This is a genomic window from Streptacidiphilus melanogenes (assembly GCF_000787835.1).
Classification (GTDB): Bacteria; Actinomycetota; Actinomycetes; order Streptomycetales; family Streptomycetaceae; genus Streptacidiphilus; species Streptacidiphilus melanogenes.
Window position 1 is genome coordinate 38,806 of sequence record NZ_BBPP01000047.1, and the last position, 20,771, is coordinate 59,576.

A 20,771-nucleotide genomic window follows, 5' to 3' on the forward strand; every position below is an offset into this window, starting at 1 on the left:
GCACCTTGGTCCTGCTGGCTGGCCGCGCCACCAGCCCATCTGACCAAGCCCGACAGTTGAATCGTGCTGGCGTCCCGCCCACGGGCGTCACCGTGCCGCCCCCAGACGCCCCGAACATCGCCCACGCCCGGCCCCAGTCGCGAGGGCAAGGCCTCCCAGCTGACGTCGGCACCGGCCCGAAACCCTTGGACGGCAACGGGACCGGCTTGCTGAAATAGGAGACGGCCGCTTTTGGAGTCGAAGGGATGCGGCGATGACAGAAATCAGGCTGCACCTGTCGGTCCGCGGCCTCACCGACGCGGACCTGCCGTCCTGCAGCTGGGCCGGCTCCCCCAAACACGTGCGCGAGCTCGTCCACCAGATCCGCCGCGCCGAGGCGGGCGAGATCGACTACCTGGCGGTGTGCACGCAGGTCGGGCTCCCCGTGGCGGTCGGCGGCATCGACTACACGGTCAACCCCGGCGCCGGCACGCTCTGGCAATTCGGCGTCCACCCGGCCCTGCAGTCCTGCGGTATCGGCACGCTGCTCATCCGCTCCGCCGAGCGACGGATCCACGCCCGGGGCCTGACCCGCGCCGAAGTCGGCGTCGCGGAGAGCAACCAGCGCGCCCGCGCCCTCTACGAACGCCTGGGCTACCAGGCCTTCGGCCGCGAGCTCGATTCCTGGGACGTGGAGGCAGAGGACGGCTCGCTCCAGCGGTACGAGACGATGTGCACGCTGATGGGCAAGGACCTGGCCTGACGCTGGATTTCGCGGCGTTCGTCTCCTGAGGCGAGGGGCCGGGCCGTCTGGACGGGCGGTGTCCTGGGCCGCGGGGAACGGCGATCAGGTGTGGATGTAGCTCTTGGCGCCGTCGTGGTGGTCGGCATCTTCCTCGTCGAACCACACGTCGCCCTCCGCGAGGTAGCGGAACGCACTGACCTTCCCCTTGGGCAGAACCCGACTGACCGCCCGGCTGCCGTCCTCACGCGCCTGAAACGGATGGGCACCGGGGGTCCAGTCGTTGAAGTCCCCCACGACGCTCACCGGCCGCTCGTCCGTTCCCGACAGGACGAATGTGACTTTCGTGCCCTGCTTGACGGCCGCGCGCTCCAGCATGACGCCTCCTCAGCTTCGTGTATCGGACCTCCCAGACTGGACTGCGCTTTCTGACCCGGTCCGGTGAAGCGGATACGGCACGCCTGCACATCACCCGTATAGCGGCGCGCCATGAAGCCGACCGGCCGCAGCCGGTTGGCTTTTCATGTCACCTGGATGGCCTACCTTCGCGGACCTCAGCTGGGGCGGTGCTGGGCGCGGAGGCACCGCGCGAGCTCCTCGCCGTAGAGGAGTCCCAGGGTGCCGGCTCCGGCGGCGGCTCCGGCGAGATAGCGGGCGGGGAACGGAGGGCGGCGCGCCGTGAGCCGCCATGCACTTCGGCCGGGTTTCCCAGCCGACCGCACAGTCGACGGACCTGGTCGGGGTGGAGGCAGGCGAGGGCGGCCAAGGCCATGTAGGGCAGGGATTCCAGAAAGCTGTGCATGTGCTGCTCAGTGACGGTGACCTCGCGGCCGGCGTCCTCCGCGGTGTGCACTACCCACAGGGCGGTGGCCTCGTGGGCGAGGACCCCCAGCACGAGCGCCGCGAGGAGCGCGGGTCGACTTCGCGCAGCAGCACCAGACCCGCCGGGACACCCACCTCGGCCATCATCAGCAGATGGATCAGCGACTCGCGGGTTCCGGCGTTGTCCTGAATACGCGTGCGGCGGTGCATGATCCAGTCGGCGGCGGCGGGGACGGTCCACGCGGGCAGCAGCCCGTGCATGAGAGACCGCAGGGTCGCGTCCTCCACCTGGGCGGGGGGCGCGGGTGGGGCCGCCGCCACGCGTGGCTAGAGGTCATGCGCTCATCGCGTCCGCGACGCGCTGGATCAGGCCGGGCCGGTGCGGGCTGGTCGGCGCGGTCTGCCGCAGCGCCAGCAGGTGCTCGCCGATCTGCTGCAGTTCTTTGCGTCCCATCGCGTCGCGCACCTTGGGGAACCAGTCCTGTTCCTCAGTGTGGATGTGCCGGGTGACGACGTCGGTCAGCACGGCCATCTTCGCCGGGAGTTCCGGGTCGTCGTCGCTCATGGCGTCGATCTCGGCGCAGAGGACTTCGGCGACGTGGTGCTCCTGGTGGGCAAGGTCCATTTCGAAAGCGAGGTCGGGCACGGCGGCGCGGATCTTCGGGTAGAGGACCTCGTCCTCCAGGTAGGAGTGGACGGTCAGGGCGCGGACGATCTCGTCGGCGAGCGCTGCGCGGGTGGCGGTGCCGGTTTCGGCGCGGTACTGCCGGAACAGGCGCTGGACTTCCTTGTGGTCCGCCTTGAGGAGGACCAGGGCGTCGGTGGACATCGGGTACCTCCGCTGCACGGTCGATGAAGGGCCGGTCGGCCCGGCCGGTGCTCGGCGGATGCCCCGTGCACGGCGGTTCACGCCCCACTGCCTGGGGACGGCTGTGTGCCGGGCACCGGCGCGACTGGTGCTATCCCAGGAGGTGCAGCACGGCTGCTTCGACGGCGCCGGGCGTGGCCGGAACGCCCGCCTGGTGGTGCTCTCTGAGGCGGGGAAGCGCCGCGGCGATGGATGTGCCTTGCTCGAATAGCTCGATGAGCCGGAGGTTGATGTAGACGGCACGGCAGACCGCCGGTGTTCCCCAGGCAATCGGCTACCTCGCGCACGGCTCGGGTGACGGCCAGGCGCTACGTCGTCTGCGAGCCGCTCCGGAACCGTGCGCTGTTCACAGGCCAGCTGCGCGCCGGGCGGCGCGGATGTCGGCCGGGGAGTTCTCACGTTGCCGGGTCCTGAGGATGCCGAAGGCGAAGGCCTCTTCGGGGCGGGTGCCTTCGGCGTGCCCCAGGGCAGTTAGGGCCTGCTCGGCGCTGCGGGCGTCTTGGTGCTGGCCGAGCCGCTTGTGGATCTTCTTGTGCCGTGCCTCCTGTTTCGTCGCCGTCGAACCGAGAGCGGGCCGGAGGGCTTCGGCCAGGTACCGGGTCCGTTTGGCGGCCTTGCGCGCGCGGTGCAGCGCGTCATCCTGGCGCTCGCCGTCGGTTAGCTTGATCGCTTTGCGCAGGCGCCGCCGGGTGCGGCGCACCTCTCGTCGCAGGATGCGCTTCGCGCGGCCGCCCCCTCGATGCGTGCCCCCGCGCAGCGGCGGATCGGCGACGAACGCCTCCAGCCGGTCCAGCAGGGTGAAGTAACGCGCTGATGAGAGAGCTGCCACGAGTTGGCGGTGCGCGTGACGGCAGCGCCGGTCCAGCACCTTGCGCAGCTTCCGCTGCGCCGCGTGCGGGCTGCAGTCGTCCGGAAGGGCGCGGGCCTGGGCGGTGAGGCGGTCGCGCAGTGCCTCCGGCTCGCGGTAGGCCCCGAGCTGGTGTCCGAGCCAGCGCAGGTCCGCGGCCAGGTCGTCCGCCCGGTCCTCATCGAACAGGCTGGTGCAGGCGCGCAGCAGACTGCGGAGCCTTCGTGCGGTGACGCGCATCTGGTGTACGGCGTCTTCCTCGTCGAGCCGGACGGCCGGGTCCAGCGCGGTGAGGCGGTCGGCGTGGCGGCGCAGGGCCGCGACGATGGCCTTTCCCGCTTTCCCGGCGTGGGCGAGGTCGGTGCGGGGCACCGGCTCGGTGTCCAGGCCTGCGGCTCGCAGGGCGCGGGCCAGCTTGATGCCGCGTCCGGCACGGTGGAGTCCCTGATGGGTCAGCTTCCGGGCGGCGTCGTCCAGGAGGCCCGCGTCGCCGCCGGTCAGTTCCACCTCGGTCTCGTCCCAGGTGGTCAGCTCGGGTTGCGGACCAGTGGTGTCAGCCGGTTCCGTGCCCGGGCCCAGGACGCGGGCCGCCACATGGTCCGCGGCCAGCTCGGCGAGCGACCGTTCCTCATCGTCCAGCCAGAGCACGCGTCGCCGGTGGGTCAGCAGATGCGCCACCGGTCGCAGGCGCTCTCCGCGCGCGTAGCCGCAGGCAAGCTGTCTCAACTCCTGTGGAATGTCCGCGTCCGACGCCTCACCGTCGAGCGGCCGGGTGATCTCGCGGCGGCCGCCCGTCTCGCCGGGGACCTTGAGGTGCCAGCCCGCGTCGTGGCCGCCGGCCCGGCGGCGGAGCGTGGCGCCGTGGCGGAGCAGGCTGTGGTCGGGGGTGTCGTAGTAGACCGCGTCCAGGACCTCGGTCTGGGCCGCTTCGGCGCGCGCCACTCCGGCGGGGCGGGTGGCTGCCGGATCCGAAGCCAGAGCTCCGTCGAAGGTGATCTCGTGTTCCGTGTGCGTAGTGCTGGGCATGCAGCGCGTCTGCCCCGCAGGTCGGACGCTACTCCGCGGGTTCACCGTCGGCGCGGTCGCCCCTCCACCTGGCCTGGCCGAACACTGGAAGCATGGATCCCGTCGAAGCACTGCGGCGGATCGCCTTCCTGCTGGAGTGGTGTGGCGCCTCTCCCTACCGGGTGCGGGCCTTCCACACGGCGGCCGAAGCCGCCCGCGACCTGCCGCCGGAGCCGGTCGACGCGAGCGAGATACGGCGGCTGGCCGGGGTGGGGCCCGTCACCGCGGAGGTGATCGCGCAGGCGTCAGCGGGCGGCACCCCGGCCTATCTGGCTCGGCTGGAGGCGGAAACGGGGCCGGCCGCCTTGTCAGGCTGGGACCTGGTCGTGGCCAGCCGCGGCGACTGCCATGTGCACTCCGACTGGTCCGACGGCGGCAGCCCCATCGAGGAGATGGCCCGGGCTGCACGCGCTCAGGGCCATCAGTGGACGGTGCTGACCGACCACTCCCCCCGGCTCACGATCGCGCACGGCCTCAGCCCCGACCGGCTGAGGCTCCAGCTGGACGCCGTCGCCGCCGTCAACGCCGGGCTGGCTCCGTTCCGCCTGCTCACCGGCATCGAGTGCGACATCCTCGAGGACGGCTCGCTCGACCAGGACGAGGAGCTGCTGGCCCGGCTCGACGTGGTGGTCGCGTCCGTGCACTCGAAGCTGAGGTCGGAGCCAGAGCCGATGACGGCGCGCATGCTCGCCGCCGTCCGCAGCCCGCACACGGACGTGCTGGGGCACTGCACCGGCCGGATCGTCACAGGCCGTGAGAGGCCGCAGTCCCGCTTCGACGCGCAGGCCGTTTTCGCGGCCTGCGCCAAGTCCGGCACCGCGGTGGAGATCAACTGCCGTCCCGAGCGCCGCGACCCGCCGGACGATCTGCTGCAGCTGGCATGCGAAGCTGGCTGCCTCTTCGCCGTGGACACCGACGCCCACGCGCCAGAACAGCTGCCGTGGCAGAGCTCCGGGTACGCCAGGGCGGCGCGGGCCGGTCTCGGCCCGGACCGCCTCATCACCAACTGGCCCGTCCAGGAGTTGCTGGACTGGGCGAACCGATCCTGCTGACCGTCCAGCCGGAGGAGACGCGGGTCGCCGAAACGCCCGAGCGCCGGCGAGTCGAAGGACGGACCACACCGCGCCGAGCGCCGCGGTCGCAGCCGGGGGTGTCGGCGATGGTGCAACCATGAGCCAGGCCGACATGCCTCCAGCACCGCCAGCACCGGTACACCCCGGCCCGCTCAGCACGCCTCGCGGTCCGTATTCGGCTCCGGGCGGACCGCAGGGGCTAAAGGATTCACTGGTTGAGAGCGGGCAGGACCCGAGTGCGGTAGGAACCGAAGAAGTCCTCCTGGTCCGGGCCGATCTGGCCGATGTAGACCTCGTCGAACCCGGCCCGAGCATAGGCGCGCACCGTCTCCACGTGTTCCTCGGCCTGGTCGCCGCAGGTGACGGCGTCGGCGACCATCTCGCGGGTCACCAGCTCGCTGGCCTGCTCGAAGTGGGCTGGGGTGGGCAGGATCTGGGCGAGTTCCCCGGGCAGCAGCTCGGTGGGCCACAGCCGGTGCACCAGGTCCACGGCCTTGTCGCGGTTGCTGCTCCAGCACACCTTCACCCCGCCGACCACCTTCTTGCCACCGCCCCCGCCGTCTCGGAAGGCCCCCACCAGGTCGGTGTCGGGAGTCATGGTGACGAAGCCGTCCCCGATCCGGCCTGCCAGTTCGGCGGCCTTCGGACCGAACCCCGACACCAGGACGGGCAGTGGGCGGGCGGGGGCTGTGTAGAGGCGAGCGTTGTCCACGGTGTAGTGAAGGCCGCGGTGACTGACTAGGTCCCCGGTGAAGAGCTTCCGCATCACCGCGACGGCCTCCTCCAGCATCTCGGCCCGGGTCTCGAACGACGGCCACGCATCGCCGTGGATGTGCTCGTTCAGCGCCTCCCCCGAGCCCACGCCGAGGGCGAACCGCCCGCCGAGCAGCACGCTGGAGGTTGCCGCGGCCTGGGCGGTCACCGCGGGGTGCAACCGCACCGTCGGGCAAGTCACCAAGGTGGTCACCGGCAGGTCCACGGCCTGCGACAACGCGCCGATCATCGACCAGACGAACGCACCGTTGCCCTGGGCGTCGTTCCACGGATGGAAGTGGTCGGAGATCGCCAGGCGCGTGAAGCCCGCCTGCCGAGCCCGTCGGGCCTGGTCGATCAACTCGGCCGGGGTGAACTCCTCGCATGACAGGAAGTAGCCGTACTCGGTCATCGCGATCCTGCTCCTCTCGCAGATCTCAGTCCCCTCCGCTCCACTCAAGTGCGGCTACCCCCACCGCGCCCGGCTACCGGCCGACGAGCCGCGTTCTTCCGCCGGCCCCGCGCCGGACAAAAAAGGAGAGGCAATCCCCGGCGTCGGCGCGGGCACCGCTCACGGGACGCAGGCGACTCCTTGCGACGAGCGAACGGCATCACCTGTCCTGGGTATGGTCGCCAAGCTGGGACAGGACGGCTGGCCATCCGTGTTCGTCGAGGGCCCGGCGCAACCGGACGGCTCCGTTTCCCTCTTTGAGCAGGCGTTCCATGACCCGGCGGACGGGCTGCTGATCGCCGGCCTGCTGCAGGGCGGGTTCCAGGTGGGTGAGGGCGTGGCGGACGACCGTCGCCGCGGGTCGGGGCTGCAGATCCCGCGGGTCGTGCAGGTGCCCGGTCAGGCCATTGCGGGCGGCGTGCCAGACCGCGGCTGCCAGTGCCTCCGGGGCCGGGTCGGGAGCGGGCAGGCCAGCCTCCGCCTCGGCCAGAACGGTCATGACCAGCGCGCGGACCAGGCCGGCCAACGCCACCGCGTCGTCGACCCTGATCTGCACGTCGAAGGCCCGGACCTCCAAGGTCGGGAAGCGGGCCGAAGCACGGGCCAGCCAGTACAGCTGTCCGGGGTCGACGACCATCTGGCGGTCCACCAGGTCGCGGCTGCGGCGGTGGTAGTCGCGGGCGTCGTGGAAGCGCGGTGGGATGCCGCTGACCGGCCAGCGGTCGTTGACCAGGTAGCGCCAGCTGGCGAAGCCGGTGTCGCGGCCGCGCCACAGCGGTGAGCTGGCTGACAGGGCCAGCAACAGCGGCACCCATGGGCGCACCCGGTTCAGCGCCTCGATGCGCGCCTGGTCGTCCTGGATCTCGACGTGGACGTGCTGGCCGTTGATGAGCTGCTCGTCCGTCAGCAGTGGCGCCTGTTCGTGCAGCTGCTGGTAGCGGGGTTTGTCGGTGACCGGTACCGGCCAAGCGCCGTCCGCGAACGGCGACGCCGCGCACGCGGCCAGGACGCAGCCCTCCAGGTTAGCCGCGTCGGCGAGGGTGCGGCGCATCCGCAGCAGGTGCGCCCTGACTTCGGGGAGCGTCCGGCACACGGGGGTGGCCGTCTCCTGCGAGCAACAGCTCGTGCTGCACCTCTTGCGGACCGAGGGTGGGGTACAGGCGCGAGCGGCGCCGGCCTGGGTGGCGTACGGAAGCGGCCGACCGGTCGCGGGGTCGAGCAAGAGGAACTCCTCCTCGACGCCCAAACGCGGCACGCGGCTGGTCCCGGACACCGCGGGGTCTTGGTCGTGAGTGTTCAACGCTGCTCCTCGTGGCCGGCTCTTCCCGTCCGGGCAGGGCGTGACCTGCGCCATTTCGTCCAGCGCGGCATACCGGTACCGTCCAGGTCAAAGCCGCCCACACCGAGGTGGCCGCCCCCGTGTGAGGACTCCTGCCGTGCCGCCCACCTCGACCGACACGCTCCAGAGCGTGATCGCGGCCGTCGCCGGGCGGCTGCTGCGCGACTTCCCGGCCCCGCCCGGGGCGCTCAACCAAGCCTTGGCCCAGTTGCAGGCCGAGCAGGCCGCCGCCGTGGCCGCCCGTCTGCGCCTGCCGACCGCGCTCGACCTGGCGCTGCTGGCTTTGACCGGCCCGCCCGGACCCGAGGACGAGCCCTGGCTGGACGACACTGTTCTGGGCTGGGCGGCCGCCCTGCTGGCCGACCCCGACCTGGCCCGCCGCGCCACCCTCGCGGCCGGACTGTCACCGGCCGCCTACCGGCGCCTGACCCAGCCCGGGCCGCACGAGCAGGCCGCCGCCGCACTGCTGCGCCACCCCGACCTGCTGGACACCACCGCGCTCGCGCACCGCGACGATCTCCTCGCCGCCGTCGAACGCGGCCTCCAGGACATCCCGGCCGCCTGACCGCGCTGATCAACGTCCCAGAGCGTGGGCCAGTTCGCGCTTGGTCATGCTGGAACGGCCGTGGATGTTCTTCCTCCTGGCCTCCTGGTAGAGCTGCTCCTTCGTGGGGCCCTGGGCGCCGGTGTGGGAGCGCTGGCCGCCGCGCCTGGACGAGGAGGTGTCCTTCGTCGAGGTCCGGCTCGCGGTCTTCGACTCACCCGCGCGTGCGCGTTCCTTGTTCACCGTCCGCCCCGCGATCTCCTCGGCGCGTTTAGTGCTCTCACCGCGGTCCTGCGCGCTCTTCTTGATGTGCTCGTACTGCCGCTCCCGCTTCGGGGACGATCCTGCCGGCATCAGCCTGCCCGCCTCTCCACTCCCGCCGGGCGGCCCGTCCGCCCGGGGTTGGCGGATACCCCGCCGGGGACCTCGGCACCGCCATCGGGGTCTGGATCGACCCGGCCGGACGCGCCGGGGCCGGTTCGACCGCTTGGACTGGGGGCGAACGGGGAACGGATGCCGCCCCGCCCCTGTCCGGGGGCCGACCGAAGGGACGCAATGACCATGGGTCACGGCGGCAACGTCATCGAGGAACTCAAGGCCGACCACCGCGAGGTGCAGGCCATGTTCGACAAGATCAACGGCATGCCCCCGGGCGACGCCCGCCGACGCGACATCGCGGACGAGTTCACCATCGAACTCGTCCGCCACTCGGTCGCCGAAGAGATGTACCTCTACCCGGCTGTCCGCGAGCACATCCTGGGCGGGGACGCGATGGCCGACAAAGAGATCGCCGACCACTCCAAGGTCGAGAAGATGCTCAAGCAGCTCGAAGGCATGGACGCCGGCCGCGCCGAGTTCGACACCCTGGTCGCCGGCGTCATCAGCGAGGTGGTCGCGCACGTCATGGACGAGGAGACCCGCCTCTTCCCTGCCCTGGCCGACGCGTGCACCTCCCAGCAGTTGGACGAGCTCGGCGACAAGATTCGCTCAGCGAAGGCGATCGCTCCCACCCGCCCGCACCCGGGCGCGCCCAGTACCCCGCCGATGAACAAGCTCCTGGCCCCCGGCGCCGGCCTGGTCGACCGCGCCCGCGACATGATCTCCGGCCGCGGCCGCTCCTGACCCCAGACGGCCCTGGGCGTGTCCGCCGCCCCGAGCACCGGCGGACACGCCCCGCCCCGGCACGGCGGCCAGACCAGTGCCGTAGTTCCCAGCGCCTGCCACGCCCGCCCGGGAGACGCGGACGTCCAGGTACGCGTCATTGTCAATCCGGTCCGCCACGCACACGATCGTCATCTCGGCGCGCGAGCCGAGGCCGCCGCACATGCGCACATGCAGCCCCCAACCGCCTGGGAACAGCCCACGCACCCCGCGCGGTTCGACTGCGCTGAGCCAGCCTCCAGAGCACAAGGTCCCGGACCGCAAAACTACTCGCCGCCGTCCGCTTCGGGCCGACAGGCATGTCGCCCCTGCCGATCTCCGCGTCGCCGTACGGCACCCTCGGGTGGCTTCTGATCGGTCGGTGCTGTGGTGCCCCCGGTGATCACGGGGTGGGTGCGGGACGCCTGAGCGTGATGACCAGGTCCTCCGTTCGGCCCAGCGGCCGCGGTTCGCGTGCGTGTCCACCGGATTCTCTCCTCCCAGGGGCCGACGGCGGCCTAGGGTCGGTGCCCATCGCGGGTTCGGACGGAGGGACAGCCGTGGTCTTCACGGTCAACAGGGACGCGTGGGGCGTTGTGATCGTCACCCTGCTGGCGCCGCTCACGCTCGATGACAGGCCGGTGCTGTGCCGGGCGGTGGAGGAGCAACTGCGCCGTCCTGTCTGTCACCTGGTCCTGAACCTGGGCAATGATCCGTTGGGGCCCGCGGCGGTCAGCGCTGTGCTGCGGATCGACGCCCTGTGCACCGCCCGCGGTGTAACCCGGGCCGTCGTCACGCGTGACCCGGACCGAGTCCGCCGCGCGATCACCGACAACGCTCCCTCGGGTTCGCGTCCGGAGATCACCGTCACCGCCGAACTGGCCACCGCGCTGTCCGCCCCTGAAAGCCTGCACACCCCGCCTCCGCGCCCGGCAGCAGTTGTGCGGGCCCGCTGAGGGGCGCATCCGAGGCCGGCACGGTCCCGGCGGAACATCAGCGAGCCGCCAACCCGGTTGACGCAGCGAGCAGTCCCCCGACGTCCGTGACGCGCCGGCCATCCGTGAAGGGCCGCCCGATCAAGAGTGTGGCCCAGCTCGATGCGAGCAAGCGCGCCCCGCAGACGCACGGATACCGACCGAACGAGGAAGTGAGCGGCATGGGGCATCACGAGAGCGAGGCCGGCTCGGTCACCGGCACGATGGACAAGGACTACAACCTGACCTGGTTCGTTCAGTCCTGCCTGGCCAACGCGCTGCGCCTGGAGACCTACATGAAGGACGCCGCCCGCGTGGGCGACGCGGAGCTGTCGGAGCTGTTCACCAAGGCTCAGGCGGACAGCCTCAAAGGCGCGGAAGCTCGGCAAGCGCCTGCTCGCAACCCGCCTCGGTGCCGCGCCGGTGACGCATCGTCTTGTCCAGCGTTCAACGTAGGGGGTGCCATTCAGCGAGGAGGATGGTGGCGTCGTCCCTCAGCCGCTGGTCCTGGTGCGAGAGGATCTGCTGGGTGAGGCGGCGTAGCGCTTCGGGTGCGGGCAGGCCGTCGGCCATGGTGCGGACGACGGTATCGGCCAGCCGGTCTTCGCCGAACAGTTCGCCGGTGGCCGAGCGGGCTTCGGTGACGCCGTCGGTGAACAGCAGCACGCGGTCGCCGGGCTGCAGATGGGCGGTGTGGACCCGTGGCGGTGCCGCTCCGTGTCCGGCCAGGCCCAGTGGCAGGTGCGGGGGACGTTCGAGGGCGCCGGTGACGATGTGGCGGTCGCGGATGAGAAGGGGGGTGGGGTGGCCGCAGTTGATCCAGTCCAGGCGGCCGGTGACGGTGTCGAGGTCCGCGATGACGCAGGTCAGCAGACGGTCAGGGATCCAGCGGGCCAAGGTGCCGTCGATCTGGTCAGCGATGTCGGGCAGGCCGCCGCCGGCCCGACGGGTGGAGCGGCAGGCGGCCAGGGCCACGGCGCTGCAGCCGCCTGAGGCGAGGTCATGGCCCATCGCATCCAGCAGTGTGAGGTGAAGGCGCCTGCTGGCCAGGCTGTGGTCGAAGGCGTCGCCGCCGACCTCGTAAGCTGGTTCCAGGACAGCCGTGGAGGTCACCGAGGCGGTTCCGATGGTCCGCGGCGCACGAACGCCCACAACAGCTCCGCCTGAAGCGTCATCGTCCGCCTGCGCACCGTCTGGGCGAGGACGTCGCTGTAGGCCCGCTTGGTAGCGAGGATCATCGCGGTCAGCGAGGCGAGCGCCTGGCACCGGTCCACCAGGGACTGTTCGAGGGCGGGCGCAGCCACGCGCAGCACCCCCAGGCGTCCGACGCCGTCCACGAGCGGAAGCCAACCCACCCGGTCGCCACGATCGCCGACCGCGGCGAGCTGCACCGTCTCGGTCCGGTAGGCCCGCCCGGCGAGTGAGGTGTCCACCGGCAGGGTCTCCAGCACGGGGGCGCAGCCGTCGGCGAGCTGTTGCGCCTGTTCGACGGTGGGCAGAGCGACCAGCTCACCCTGCTGCATGTCAGCGACATAGACCCATGCCCGCGACAGCCCCAGACGCCGGCCGGCCTCCTGCACAAGCGCGGGAATCTCGCGCGGGGCCAAGCGATGGGACGCGGCCAGCACGTCGGCGAGGACCTCCCCCAGACCATGGTCCAGCGTCGGCACACATCCGCCCTCCGCCGTCGTCGGCCGCGGTCGGTCGACCATCTCCTCATCATCACGCGGCAGGGCGGACCGCGTCACGACGGCGCGCTGCGTGACCAGGTTCCACGAGAAACTTGGCTCCGACGCGACGCGGTGCCCACCGCCGCCCGAATGCGACCTATGTCAGCTCGTCACCGCGCTGGCCCGAGCAGGCCGGCCACCGGGCCTGGACGGGGGTTCCCCTGGTCCGACGGAACCAACGGCGGCCGGTCCACCAAGCTCGCGGGAGGGCGCCTCCAGGTCAGCGGGGAAGGCGGGGGCGGGCAGTTATCCGAAGACGGCGTCTGCGGCCTTCTTGATCACGCCGGGCTGTTCGGGCCGGTGCGGGGCCCTGGCACGGGCCTCGAGCAGCTGAGCGCCGATGTCCTGCAGTTCCTTACGGCCCAGCGCGGCGCGGACCTTGGGGAACCAGTCGCCTTCCTCCTCCTCGATGTGGCGGGTGACGGCCTCGATGAGGACGAACGTCTTCGCGTCGTAGCGCTCGTTCTCCGGGCTCATCAGCGCCAGCTCCTGGCACAGGACGTCGGCCACATGGTGCTCCTCGAAAGACTCCAGGATCTCCGCTCGCAGGTCCGGTACGAGCTCGCTGACCCTCGGGTACATCACCTCGTTCTCGATGTAGGTGTGCACGGTCAGCGCTTCAAGGATCTTGTCGGTCAGGTTGGCCCGGGTCGCGTGCGCGTCCGGGCCCGTCGCCTTGAAGGCCCGGAACAGCTTCCGGATCTCCTTGTGGTCTTCCTTCAGCAACACGATCGCGTCGGTGGACACCTCAGTCCCTTTCCTTGAGAAAACTGCTGATGGATGGTCCGCTCAATCGCGCGAGACGGACCGGAGTCCTACTGTCATCGTCATGCCGCCGATCGTGAGCCGCGACCGCGCTGTCCATGCAAGGTGCAGCACCCTGTATCGGCGGAGGATTGCTTGACACCGGCAGGGGCGATTCAAGGACGCGTAATAGGCGGGAGCCTCGGACCGCAGGCCCCGGAGCAGGGACGGATTCACAGTGCGTGGCCGGGGTTCAGAGAGGCCGGGTCGGCGAGCAGGCTCGCGTCGAGGAAACCCGCCAACTCTCCGGCGTCGCGGTAGATCTGCGCCGCGCCTGCGTCTGCGAGCTCCGACCGGCTCCAGCCGCCACTCAGCACGCCGAGACACGGCACTCCTGCCCGGTGCGCGGCCTGAACGTCCCAGGCGGTGTCGCCGACGAACACCGCGCGCCCGGCGTCGACGCCCGCCTGCGCGAGTGCCTGCTCGACCAGGTCCGGGGCCGGCTTGGCCGCGTCCACCTGGTCGGCGTGGACCTGGTCGGCGATCGCGTCGTCCGCGTCCAGCACCTTGCGGAGCACCTCGACCTCGCGGGCACCGGCGGAGGTGGCGAGAACGACGGTCCAGCCGCGCTCCGCGCAGGCCCGCAGGACCTGGGCCGCGCCGGGAAGGGGCTCCAGAGAAGGCCAGTGCACGGCGTACAGGGCTTGGTGCGCGCTGTCCAGTTCGCCGTCGCCCGCCCGGTCTCGCCCGACGCCCAGGAGGTGGTCGAGGAGTTCGGCGGAGCCGAGCCCGATGGCCCGGTGGACCCGCGCCATGGGTACGAGATGTCCGGCCTGGCGCAGGGCCTGCCACCAGGTGACGGTGTGCAGGTAGGAGCTGTCGACGAGGGTTCCGTCGACGTCGAAGAGCGCTGCCGCCGTACTGGTCATCGCCGGCTCCTTTTCCGCTCGCACCGCTGGTGGAGTCTTGCGCGTGCCCGGTTTCGCCGCGTCCATTCCTGGCTGCCTGCCCCCTCGGCACCGGTGGGTGGCAGCCCCATGGCGGCCCGGTCGGTGGCTGGCCGCATGGACGTCGCAGGCAGGGGCATACGCGCCGCCGAGCAGGGTTGCGTGGCCGACTGGGCGTGCTGGGCGCCGCGGATGGCCGGAGCGACGGCGGCCTCTCACAGGGGGCCTGCAGTCCCAGTGCGAGACCACCCAGGTCCGCGAGTACGGCAGCGGCGCGGCCCTGTTCGGCTACACCAAGCTCTACGGCCAGGTCCCCGGCGGGCAGGCCGAGCTCTGCGCGTCCCGTTCGGAAACACCATGCCGATCAAGGTGCCCGACGGGCCGCCGGACGACCACGACTGCGGCGGCCACGAAAACGACGCGCACCCCGAAACCCGACGCGGATACCGCCAACTCGCACCGCACCCTCAAAAGGAGGGCAGCAGCGAAAACGCGGCCCGGCCCCACCGCGGTGGAAGACCTCGACAAGCTGACCAAGGCCGAACTGTACAAGCGCGCCACCGACCTGGGCATCACCCACCGCTCGCGCGCTCATGACCGCCCCTCCCGCGAAGAGCGATGACAGCTCGGTCAGCGTGGGTCCGACGTGGGCGGCGGGCCGGGTACCAGCTCGGTCAGGGCGGCGTGCAGGTCGGGGTGGATGTGGAACAGTCCGGTGGCGTCGGTGAGCTCCAGTACGCGGGCGGTCGCCGCAGGCACAGCGACCAGGTGGACGGGCATGCCGAGGGGTTCGGCGCGCAGGCGCAGGCCGAGCAGGGCGTTCAGGGCAGTGGAGCTGAAGAAAGTCACCTGGGACAGGTCAACGACGACGGCGTGGAAGTCGGCGAGGGGCTTGTCGAAGGCGAGGACGTCCTTGGTGTCGAAGTCGAGGTCGCCGGCCAGGCGGTAGAGCAGCACGCCGCCGGTGTCCTCTGCGGTGCAGCGGGGCTGGGACTCCGGCTTGCCGTCCATCACGCCGCCTGCGGGCTGATCGGGGCCGGCCGGAGCGCGAGCGCGGCGGCGGTGTCCTGCAGGGCGTGCCACAGGTCGAGGGCGTGGCCGTGCTCGTAGGTGAGCGCTGCCGCGTCCGGGTGGCTCTCGGCCAGCGTCAGGTAGGCGTCGATGGCCTCCAGGGCTTGGTCGACGGAGCGGGGCGCGTTCCCGTATCGGCGCAGTAGCGCGGTCAACGCGTTCAGTTCATCCCTGGTCACAGCGCCACCCCGCTTCGCGACATTCGACACCCGGCAGGCGCGGCCCATCCGGATTGTGCCTCTTAAGGATCGCCCCCGATTCAAGGGGTGTCAACCGTTGCATGAAACTGGTGTCGTGTTTGCTGTAGCACGTGTTCCGGAGGATCCTGGCAGTATGGAACCGGCTCCCGCCCCCAGAGCTGCGCAGTGGACGTTCCTGACCAACCATGCCCGGGTCCTGGTCCAGATCGCCCGCGACCCGGGTGTCCGGGTGCGTGACATCGCCTCGCGCTGCCTGCTGACAGAGCGGGCCGTGCTGCGCATCATCGCCGACCTGGAAGCGGCCGGCTATCTCTCCCACACCCGGGCGGGTCGCCACAACCGCTACCGACTCGTGCCCGAAACGAAGCTGCGCCACCCCACCGACGCCGGCCCCACCGTCGCCGAACTCCTCTCCACGCTCACCGCTCGCCCGGCCCCCTAACCCCTCGCCCCGTAGAGCACCATTCTCCCGTTGGATCCGGTCCTGGTTCCGGCGCGGGCCGTCGCACCGCACGGCATCAACAGCGGGCCTCGTGCCGAAGACACTGAGCGGGGACTACAGACGAGGACAGGTCCGGAGGAGTGGAATGAGTGCTTTCGAGCTGCGCGCCGAGCACCGGCCCGCCGAGATCGGACGGCAGGTGCGCTGCTGGCACATCGCCCAAGCCCGCCATCCGAGTGGCCTGGGCCGACGCCTGCTCACCCCCTGTGCGGACGCGCTGCCGATCACCGCGGCCGCGAGCATCACCCCGCAGCTGCGCTGCGGGGGCTGCTGGCGCTTGCACGGCCACGCGACCGCGCTCGCGCAGGGGCGAACCGGAGGCTGAAGGCCGCCGCCTCCTCGCCCCCCGGCACCGGCCCGGCCGACTGCGCCTGCGGCCTGCCCTGTGGCTGCGGCCGCTGGTGACTTTTGCGTTCCGCGCCGCCAGCCCGGTCCGGGGGCCCGTTGCGCCGTGGCACCTGCGGCGCGGGCCGGTCAACAGGTGACGAAATCGCGTTGGCCGGAGACGTCACCGGTCGATTCGGCCGTAGCGCGGGATGCGGACCGGGACCTCCGCCCAGACGGCCTTGCCGCCGTGGTGCTGGGTGCTGCCCCAGGTGGACAGCCGGGTCAGGATGTGCAGGCCGTGACCCCGCGGCTGCTCGGGCCGGTGGGGCAGGACAGGTTGGGGGAGGTGATGAGGAGCGGCGTCCGCCACGGTGATCCGCAGACGCCGGCCGACGGGATCGAGGTCCAGGCGCAGCTCACGCGCGCCACCGCCGTGCTGTTCTGCATTGTCCAGCAATTCGGTCGCCACCAGCATGGCGTCGTCGGCGCGTTCGTGGTCGCCGCCGATCTCGGCCAAGCCCAGGTGCCACTCGGCCAGCGCATGGCGGACGAACTCCATGCCTTCGGTCACGGCCAGCCGCCGGCGACCGGTCGCCGGGAAGAAGATCCGCCGGTGGAAGTACGACGACAGGTTGGGGGCCGGAGTGCTGCTCATGACCGGTTCCAGGATGATCGTGCCGATGGGACGCTGTGCGCCTGCCCGCCGGCCCGGTGTCCACACCTACAGGTGGCCGCCGGCCGGCGGCGGCCGTCGTCCACCGCGAGCTCGTGGCGCGGGTAGACGCGGAACAACTGGTCCGCGTCGGTGAGGTCCAGCAGCCGCTCCACCTGCCGGCTGGGCGCGACCACGGCCAGCGGCACCTCGTGCTCGGCCAGCGCCTGCACACCCAGCAGCAGGTTCAGCGCCGCCGAGCCGCAGAACGTCACCTCGCGCATGTCCACGCAGACCACGCGCGGCCGCGACTCCGCCGCCCGCCAGAACGCCACCTGGGCCTGCGGGCAGGTGTGCATGTCCAGGTCGCCGGCCAGTGAGCACACCACCGAAGCCCGACACCTGGCTGCATTCCACCTTCAACAAGGGCAGCAGCGGCCCCGCGCCCGACGGAGGATCGACAACGCTCATCGTTCTCCCCCTAAAGACTCAGCGCCTGACAAGACATGACGTCCAGTACCAGGCTGAGCCCGATGTCACCGGCCCACCCCCGAGGCAGGCTGCCCCAACCCCGGAAGCGTTGTCACGAGCCGGGGACGGCGCCGGTGTAGACGAGTTCGGCGGTCGCGTGCTGAGCGCGTCACAGGTGGGCGGCCACCTCCTCGATGCCGGCGATCGCCTCGCCGAGCTCCGCGGCGATGCGACCTTGGACCCGGCTGGGAGCCGGCGGACCGAAGGGACAGCAAGCTGGTCGCGGGGCATCGCGTTGATCGGCGCGGGTCACATCGGATGGGACAACCCGCCCGTGACGGGGGTGCACGGGCAGGCTGTCCAGGCCGCGGCTCTGCGGTCCTGCGGCCACTCCGGTCTGAGGTCCGGAGCAAATGCCATGGTAGGGCAGTCCGGGTCCAACGTATCTGGCTGAACCAGGAGTCCACTCGCTCGGTTGATGTCCCAGCGCGGGGCCGCAGAGCTATACAGCCCGCCCACGCCCTCTGATGCGTGGGCGGGCTGTGCCGGCCGTGGACGGTGCGCCATCATCGGGCCGTGGGCTCCGGGTTGAGGTCCGGAGTGCCATCCATCGTAGATGGGACTGATGGTGCTAAGCGCAGGCTCACTCCGACGCCGGTCGGATTCACACTACTGGCGGAGTGCGCCGGTCACGCCTCCCGCCGGGCTTCGTTTTCGCCACAGCCGGGCCTGTGCGCCAAGGCCGGCACGGCTGGCATGTCGGCCTTGGCCTGCCTGGGCGTCCTCCACTGAGCCGTCGACATCGTGCGCCGCGGTTCGAGGGTGGAGACTTGTGCCTGGGTGCGCTGTCGCGGATCGTGTCCGTCAGGTGCGTGCCTGCTCCGTGAAGGGGACCAGGTCGATGCCGATGGCCTGGCCGGCGCCGAGGTGCGCGGTCATTACGCGCCGCTGCGCCGAGGGGGCTGGCTGCCTTCCTGATCCTCGTCCCTGGCCTTCTCCCGTACGTCATGGGGGGTTGGGGCCACAATATCGCGCTGTTCGGCGGAGCGGTCGCGGGTTTCGTCGTCGGGGGCTTGGGGGTCGTGGTCCGGTGTGGTCATCGAAGGCTCCTCTCGCCTTGGATCGCGTTTGCCGTACGCCGCTTGCTGCGGCGTGGAGATCGCCGGTGGCTGGGCGGTCACGCCTTGTGCTGCATGGCTGTCCGGGCCGAATTGGCCTGCTGGTCGGCCTTGGGGTCCTTCTCCCCCGCCTTGGCCTGGACGCCTTCCCGGATGCGCCGGCCGACCTCGGGGTCGATGTTCGCCCAGTACGCGAAGGCGCGCTGCAGGACGGGCTCGCTGACGCCGTTCAGCAGGTGGCCCACGACGTTGTCCACCAGCCGCGTGCGGGCGTCGTCGTTCATGACCTCGCGGACCAGGGTGCCCGCCTGGCTCCAGTCGTCGTCCTCCGGGTGGTCCACGTAGGCGGCGCGGGTGATCTCCCCGCTGACCTCCCAGCTCGGCAGCGGGCCCGAGGCCGACGAGTCCGCCGCCGGACCATCCTTCGAGTTGGGCGCGTACACAGGATCAGCGACCTTGCGGTACGCCATCGCCCCGTCCTTGGAGTACGAGTGCACCGGTACCGCCGGCGCGTTGACCGGCAGTTGCTGGTAGTTGGCGCCGATGCGGTAGCGGTGCGCGTCCGCGTAGGCGAACAACCGCGCCAGCAGCATGCGGTCCGGGCTCGGCCCGATCCCGGGCACGAAGTTGTTGGGCTGGAACGCCGCCTGCTCGATCGCGGCGTGGTGGTCGGTAGGGTTGCGGTCCAGTGTGAGCCGCCCGACCTCGATCAGCGGATAGTCTCCATGCGGCCATATCTTGGTCAGGTCGAACGGGTTGAACCGATATGCCGCGGCGTCCTCGTAGGGCATGACCTGCACGAACATCGTCCAGGAAGGGTATTCGCCGTCGCGGATGTGCTCGAACAGGTCACGCGTGTGGTAGTCGGTGTCGACCGAAGCCATCTGGTCGGCCTCGTCCTGGGTGAAGCACTCGATGCCCTGGTCGGTCTTGAAGTGGTACTTCACCCACGACCGCTGTCCCTGATCGTTGATCCACATGTACGTGTGGGAGCTGTAGCCGTTCATGTGCCGCCAGGTCCGCGGAATCCCGCGGTCTCCCATCAGCCAGGTCACCTGGTGGGCAGTCTCGGGCGAGAGCGTCCAGAAGTCCCACTGCATGTCGTGGTCGCGCAGGTTGTTGTCGGCACGGCGCTTCTGGGAACGGATGAAGTGCTGGAACTTCATCGGGTCCTTCACGAAGAACACCGGGGTGTCGTTGCCGACCATGTCGTAGTTGCCCTGCGAGGTGTAGAACTTCAGCGCGAACCCGCGCGGGTCGCGCCAGGTGTCCGGGCTTCCGCGCTCCCCGGCCACGGTCGAGAACCGGGCCAGCACCTCCGTGCGCGTGCCCGGCTGGAAGAGGGCCGCCTTCGTGTACGCGGTCACATCACCGGTGACCTCGAAGTGCCCGAACGCGCCGCTGCCCTTGGCGTGAGGCTGACGTTCCGGGATCCGCTCCCGGTTGAACTGGGCCATCTGCTCGATCAGGTACGCGTCCTGCAACAGGACCGGTCCAGCGGGTCCCGCCGTCAGCGAGTGCTCATCACTCTCGACGGGCGCGCCCGAATCGGTGGTAGTGGCCGGAACTTCAGTCATGCGTCCTGCCTCCCGAGACTGCGAGGGACGGTGTTCGAACGTGGCGTTCGGACCTTACGGGTATCTCGCGCCTGCCCCGTCCGCCCCATCCAAACCGGACTCGGCGCAGACCGCAGCCTGGATTGACCGCGCCCGCTCTTTGGCGCTTCCTGGCACGCAATGCCTGCGACCCATACAGAGCCGTTCGCTGGTGTGGACGTTCACTTCAACCCGTCTAACGTTCGAGGTGCTGAACCGGGGCTGCGGAGCCCGTTGCGTTCGGTTCCGTAACGCCGTCGTTCACGCACCTGCCGCACGGCAATGGGAATTCGCTCACGGAACTGCCGTCATGCCCAATCAGCACGAGAACCGACACCGCGCCATCGTCAGCCCCGACCGCGCCGCCTCAAGGACTCTCGACACCCAGGCCTCACCCGGCGGCCAGCAGTACCGGACGCCACCGAGAGGTTGCCGGAAACGGAACTCGCCTGGCTCGCCTCGCTCGCCATGACCCGCGCCACCAGCTCGCAGGCCCTCGGTCTGCACGGGCCAACGCGGTGGTGTTCGCCCACCCGGTAGGTCCCGGGTCGGCCCCAGCCCTCCGCGACGGTGGTCCTCATATCCCGTAGCAGGCGCTGGCCGAGGGTTTGGCCGTTCATCAGTGCCTGACGGAAGGGGACAGGTCCCGGATGCTGGAGACGATGGGGCCGGGCGGCGTGACATGCTCGTTGCATGAGGGATGACCACGAGGATTCGCAAGCCCCGCCAACGCGAGATGTCTTTTCCTCGGAGCGGTACCTGGCGCGCCGGCGGTCAGCCGGACCAAGCGCCGCGGTCAACGCCGCGGTCCCGGTGA

Annotated in this window: 23 protein-coding genes and 3 pseudogenes; 9 read left to right on the plus strand and 17 right to left on the minus strand. The window is 70.8% G+C overall.

From position 1 onward, the window contains the following. Positions 1 to 190 precede the first annotated feature (190 nt). Positions 191 to 742, plus strand: a pseudogene (locus tag TR49_RS33435) (GNAT family N-acetyltransferase); the annotation flags it as partial. Positions 743 to 826: 84 nt separating this feature from the next. On the opposite strand, the gene TR49_RS33440 reads toward TR49_RS33435, so the two are convergent. The 4 genes from TR49_RS33440 to TR49_RS33455 all read right to left on the minus strand — a co-directional run bounded on the left by TR49_RS33440 (position 827) and on the right by TR49_RS33455 (position 4,284). Further along, the gene (locus tag TR49_RS33440; RefSeq protein ID WP_042388481.1) at positions 827 to 1,099 is read right to left on the minus strand and encodes an isoamylase early set domain-containing protein; all 273 of its coding nucleotides are present in this window, start codon (positions 1,097 to 1,099) and stop codon (positions 827 to 829) included. 474 nt (positions 1,100 to 1,573) lie between these two features. Continuing rightward, positions 1,574 to 1,804, minus strand: a complete 231-nt coding sequence (locus TR49_RS45990; RefSeq protein ID WP_236653639.1) for a hypothetical protein — start codon at positions 1,802 to 1,804, stop codon at positions 1,574 to 1,576. A 73-nt stretch (positions 1,805 to 1,877) separates the two neighbouring features. Then, positions 1,878 to 2,372, minus strand: a complete 495-nt coding sequence (locus TR49_RS33450) for a hemerythrin domain-containing protein (RefSeq protein ID WP_042388486.1) — start codon at positions 2,370 to 2,372, stop codon at positions 1,878 to 1,880. A gap of 385 nt (positions 2,373 to 2,757) precedes the next feature. Beyond that, positions 2,758 to 4,284, minus strand: a complete 1,527-nt coding sequence (locus TR49_RS33455) for a CYTH and CHAD domain-containing protein (protein ID WP_052434861.1) — start codon at positions 4,282 to 4,284, stop codon at positions 2,758 to 2,760. Between the two features lie 92 nt (positions 4,285 to 4,376). Between TR49_RS33455 and TR49_RS33460 the strand changes: the two genes are divergently transcribed. Next, positions 4,377 to 5,375 (plus strand): PHP domain-containing protein, encoded by a 999-nt coding sequence (locus TR49_RS33460; RefSeq protein ID WP_042388488.1) that lies wholly within the window; start codon positions 4,377 to 4,379, stop codon positions 5,373 to 5,375. Positions 5,376 to 5,604: 229 nt separating this feature from the next. On the opposite strand, the gene TR49_RS33465 is transcribed toward TR49_RS33460, so the two are convergent. Continuing rightward, positions 5,605 to 6,561 (minus strand): TIGR03557 family F420-dependent LLM class oxidoreductase, encoded by a 957-nt coding sequence (locus tag TR49_RS33465; RefSeq protein WP_042388490.1) that lies wholly within the window; start codon positions 6,559 to 6,561, stop codon positions 5,605 to 5,607. Positions 6,562 to 6,760: 199 nt separating this feature from the next. Then, positions 6,761 to 7,873 carry a carboxylate-amine ligase gene (locus TR49_RS33470; protein ID WP_439654148.1) on the minus strand — a complete coding sequence of 371 codons (1,113 nt, stop codon included), beginning with the start codon at positions 7,871 to 7,873 and terminating at the stop codon, positions 6,761 to 6,763. Positions 7,874 to 8,036: 163 nt separating this feature from the next. On the opposite strand from TR49_RS33470, the gene TR49_RS33475 reads away from it, so the two are divergent. Further along, positions 8,037 to 8,504: a hypothetical protein gene (locus TR49_RS33475; RefSeq protein WP_042388492.1), complete on the plus strand. Its 468-nt coding sequence runs from the start codon at positions 8,037 to 8,039 to the stop codon at positions 8,502 to 8,504. Positions 8,505 to 8,513: 9 nt separating this feature from the next. Here TR49_RS33475 and TR49_RS33480 read toward each other — a convergent pair whose 3' ends face one another. After that, positions 8,514 to 8,837, minus strand: coding sequence for a hypothetical protein (locus TR49_RS33480; protein WP_042388495.1), 324 nt, complete (start codon positions 8,835 to 8,837; stop codon positions 8,514 to 8,516). 207 nt (positions 8,838 to 9,044) lie between these two features. Here TR49_RS33480 and TR49_RS33485 point away from each other — a divergent pair, with 207 nt between their 5' ends. The 3 genes and pseudogenes from TR49_RS33485 (at position 9,045) to TR49_RS45995 (ending at position 11,053) form a co-directional block, all read left to right on the plus strand. Next, positions 9,045 to 9,605: a hemerythrin domain-containing protein gene (locus TR49_RS33485; protein ID WP_042388564.1), complete on the plus strand. Its 561-nt coding sequence runs from the start codon at positions 9,045 to 9,047 to the stop codon at positions 9,603 to 9,605. Between the two features lie 578 nt (positions 9,606 to 10,183). Continuing rightward, on the plus strand, positions 10,184 to 10,579 hold the full coding sequence (locus TR49_RS33490) for a hypothetical protein (RefSeq protein WP_042388497.1): 396 nt from the start codon (positions 10,184 to 10,186) through the stop codon (positions 10,577 to 10,579). A gap of 200 nt (positions 10,580 to 10,779) precedes the next feature. After that, positions 10,780 to 11,053 (plus strand): annotated as a pseudogene (locus TR49_RS45995) (hypothetical protein). Here TR49_RS45995 and TR49_RS46000 read toward each other — a convergent pair. The 4 genes from TR49_RS46000 to TR49_RS33505 all read right to left on the minus strand — a co-directional run bounded on the left by TR49_RS46000 (position 11,045) and on the right by TR49_RS33505 (position 14,000). Further along, on the minus strand, positions 11,045 to 11,710 hold the full coding sequence (locus TR49_RS46000; RefSeq protein ID WP_236653640.1) for a PP2C family protein-serine/threonine phosphatase: 666 nt from the start codon (positions 11,708 to 11,710) through the stop codon (positions 11,045 to 11,047). The pseudogene TR49_RS45995 and the gene TR49_RS46000 sit on opposite strands and share 9 nt — an antisense overlap. Further along, positions 11,707 to 12,267, minus strand: coding sequence for a hypothetical protein (locus tag TR49_RS46005; protein ID WP_236653641.1), 561 nt, complete (start codon positions 12,265 to 12,267; stop codon positions 11,707 to 11,709). The genes TR49_RS46000 and TR49_RS46005 overlap by 4 nt, the downstream gene beginning before the upstream one ends. A 306-nt stretch (positions 12,268 to 12,573) precedes the next feature. Continuing rightward, the gene (locus tag TR49_RS33500) at positions 12,574 to 13,074 is read right to left on the minus strand and encodes a hemerythrin domain-containing protein (protein WP_042388500.1); all 501 of its coding nucleotides are present in this window, start codon (positions 13,072 to 13,074) and stop codon (positions 12,574 to 12,576) included. A gap of 230 nt (positions 13,075 to 13,304) precedes the next feature. After that, on the minus strand, positions 13,305 to 14,000 hold the full coding sequence (locus TR49_RS33505; RefSeq protein WP_042388504.1) for an HAD family hydrolase: 696 nt from the start codon (positions 13,998 to 14,000) through the stop codon (positions 13,305 to 13,307). Positions 14,001 to 14,241: 241 nt separating this feature from the next. Between TR49_RS33505 and TR49_RS43275 the strand changes: the two are divergent. Then, positions 14,242 to 14,411, plus strand: a pseudogene (locus TR49_RS43275) (glutathione-dependent formaldehyde dehydrogenase); the annotation flags it as partial. Between the two features lie 237 nt (positions 14,412 to 14,648). Here TR49_RS43275 and TR49_RS33510 read toward each other — a convergent pair. Next, positions 14,649 to 15,029, minus strand: coding sequence for an STAS domain-containing protein (locus tag TR49_RS33510; RefSeq protein ID WP_042388507.1), 381 nt, complete (start codon positions 15,027 to 15,029; stop codon positions 14,649 to 14,651). Next, positions 15,029 to 15,268, minus strand: a complete 240-nt coding sequence (locus TR49_RS33515; RefSeq protein ID WP_152627585.1) for a hypothetical protein — start codon at positions 15,266 to 15,268, stop codon at positions 15,029 to 15,031. Before TR49_RS33515 ends, TR49_RS33510 begins: the two co-directional genes overlap by 1 nt. A gap of 154 nt (positions 15,269 to 15,422) precedes the next feature. On the opposite strand from TR49_RS33515, the gene TR49_RS33520 reads away from it, so the two are divergent. Further along, a complete protein-coding gene (locus tag TR49_RS33520) occupies positions 15,423 to 15,731 on the plus strand; it encodes a helix-turn-helix transcriptional regulator (protein WP_042388525.1) in 309 nt (102 codons plus the stop codon). Between the two features lie 145 nt (positions 15,732 to 15,876). Then, a complete protein-coding gene (locus tag TR49_RS33525) occupies positions 15,877 to 16,116 on the plus strand; it encodes a hypothetical protein (protein ID WP_042388527.1) in 240 nt (79 codons plus the stop codon). A gap of 183 nt (positions 16,117 to 16,299) precedes the next feature. Here TR49_RS33525 and TR49_RS33530 read toward each other — a convergent pair whose 3' ends face one another. The 4 genes from TR49_RS33530 to TR49_RS33540 form a co-directional block, all read right to left on the minus strand. Next, entirely contained in the window at positions 16,300 to 16,773 is a 474-nt protein-coding gene (locus TR49_RS33530; protein WP_052434862.1) for an ATP-binding protein, read from the minus strand. Continuing rightward, positions 16,770 to 17,159 (minus strand): STAS domain-containing protein, encoded by a 390-nt coding sequence (locus TR49_RS40555; RefSeq protein ID WP_052434863.1) that lies wholly within the window; start codon positions 17,157 to 17,159, stop codon positions 16,770 to 16,772. Before TR49_RS40555 ends, TR49_RS33530 begins: the two co-directional genes overlap by 4 nt. Before the next feature lie 1,020 nt (positions 17,160 to 18,179). Then, a complete protein-coding gene (locus TR49_RS44185; RefSeq protein WP_160311680.1) occupies positions 18,180 to 18,341 on the minus strand; it encodes a hypothetical protein in 162 nt (53 codons plus the stop codon). A 77-nt stretch (positions 18,342 to 18,418) separates the two neighbouring features. Then, positions 18,419 to 19,936, minus strand: coding sequence for a catalase (locus TR49_RS33540; RefSeq protein ID WP_042388537.1), 1,518 nt, complete (start codon positions 19,934 to 19,936; stop codon positions 18,419 to 18,421). Positions 19,937 to 20,771: the final 835 nt, after the last annotated feature.

Excerpts from the sequence above, each read along its gene's own strand:
- TR49_RS33440 (WP_042388481.1), bottom strand. The coding sequence starts at position 1,099 with ATGCTGGAGCGCGCGGCCGTCAAGCAGGGCACGAAAGTCACATTCGTC.
- TR49_RS45990 (WP_236653639.1), bottom strand. The coding sequence starts at position 1,804 with ATGCACGGGCTGCTGCCCGCGTGGACCGTCCCCGCCGCCGCCGACTGG.
- TR49_RS33450 (WP_042388486.1), bottom strand. The coding sequence starts at position 2,372 with ATGTCCACCGACGCCCTGGTCCTCCTCAAGGCGGACCACAAGGAAGTC.
- TR49_RS33455 (WP_052434861.1), bottom strand. The coding sequence starts at position 4,284 with ATGCCCAGCACTACGCACACGGAACACGAGATCACCTTCGACGGAGCT.
- TR49_RS33460 (WP_042388488.1), top strand. The coding sequence starts at position 4,377 with ATGGATCCCGTCGAAGCACTGCGGCGGATCGCCTTCCTGCTGGAGTGG.
- TR49_RS33465 (WP_042388490.1), bottom strand. The coding sequence starts at position 6,561 with ATGACCGAGTACGGCTACTTCCTGTCATGCGAGGAGTTCACCCCGGCC.
- TR49_RS33480 (WP_042388495.1), bottom strand. The coding sequence starts at position 8,837 with ATGCCGGCAGGATCGTCCCCGAAGCGGGAGCGGCAGTACGAGCACATC.
- TR49_RS33485 (WP_042388564.1), top strand. The coding sequence starts at position 9,045 with ATGGGTCACGGCGGCAACGTCATCGAGGAACTCAAGGCCGACCACCGC.
- TR49_RS33505 (WP_042388504.1), bottom strand. The coding sequence starts at position 14,000 with ATGACCAGTACGGCGGCAGCGCTCTTCGACGTCGACGGAACCCTCGTC.
- TR49_RS33510 (WP_042388507.1), bottom strand. The coding sequence starts at position 15,029 with ATGGACGGCAAGCCGGAGTCCCAGCCCCGCTGCACCGCAGAGGACACC.
- TR49_RS33520 (WP_042388525.1), top strand. The coding sequence starts at position 15,423 with ATGGAACCGGCTCCCGCCCCCAGAGCTGCGCAGTGGACGTTCCTGACC.
- TR49_RS33525 (WP_042388527.1), top strand. The coding sequence starts at position 15,877 with ATGAGTGCTTTCGAGCTGCGCGCCGAGCACCGGCCCGCCGAGATCGGA.
- TR49_RS33530 (WP_052434862.1), bottom strand. The coding sequence starts at position 16,773 with ATGAGCAGCACTCCGGCCCCCAACCTGTCGTCGTACTTCCACCGGCGG.
- TR49_RS44185 (WP_160311680.1), bottom strand. The coding sequence starts at position 18,341 with ATGACCACACCGGACCACGACCCCCAAGCCCCCGACGACGAAACCCGC.
- TR49_RS33540 (WP_042388537.1), bottom strand. The coding sequence starts at position 19,936 with ATGACTGAAGTTCCGGCCACTACCACCGATTCGGGCGCGCCCGTCGAG.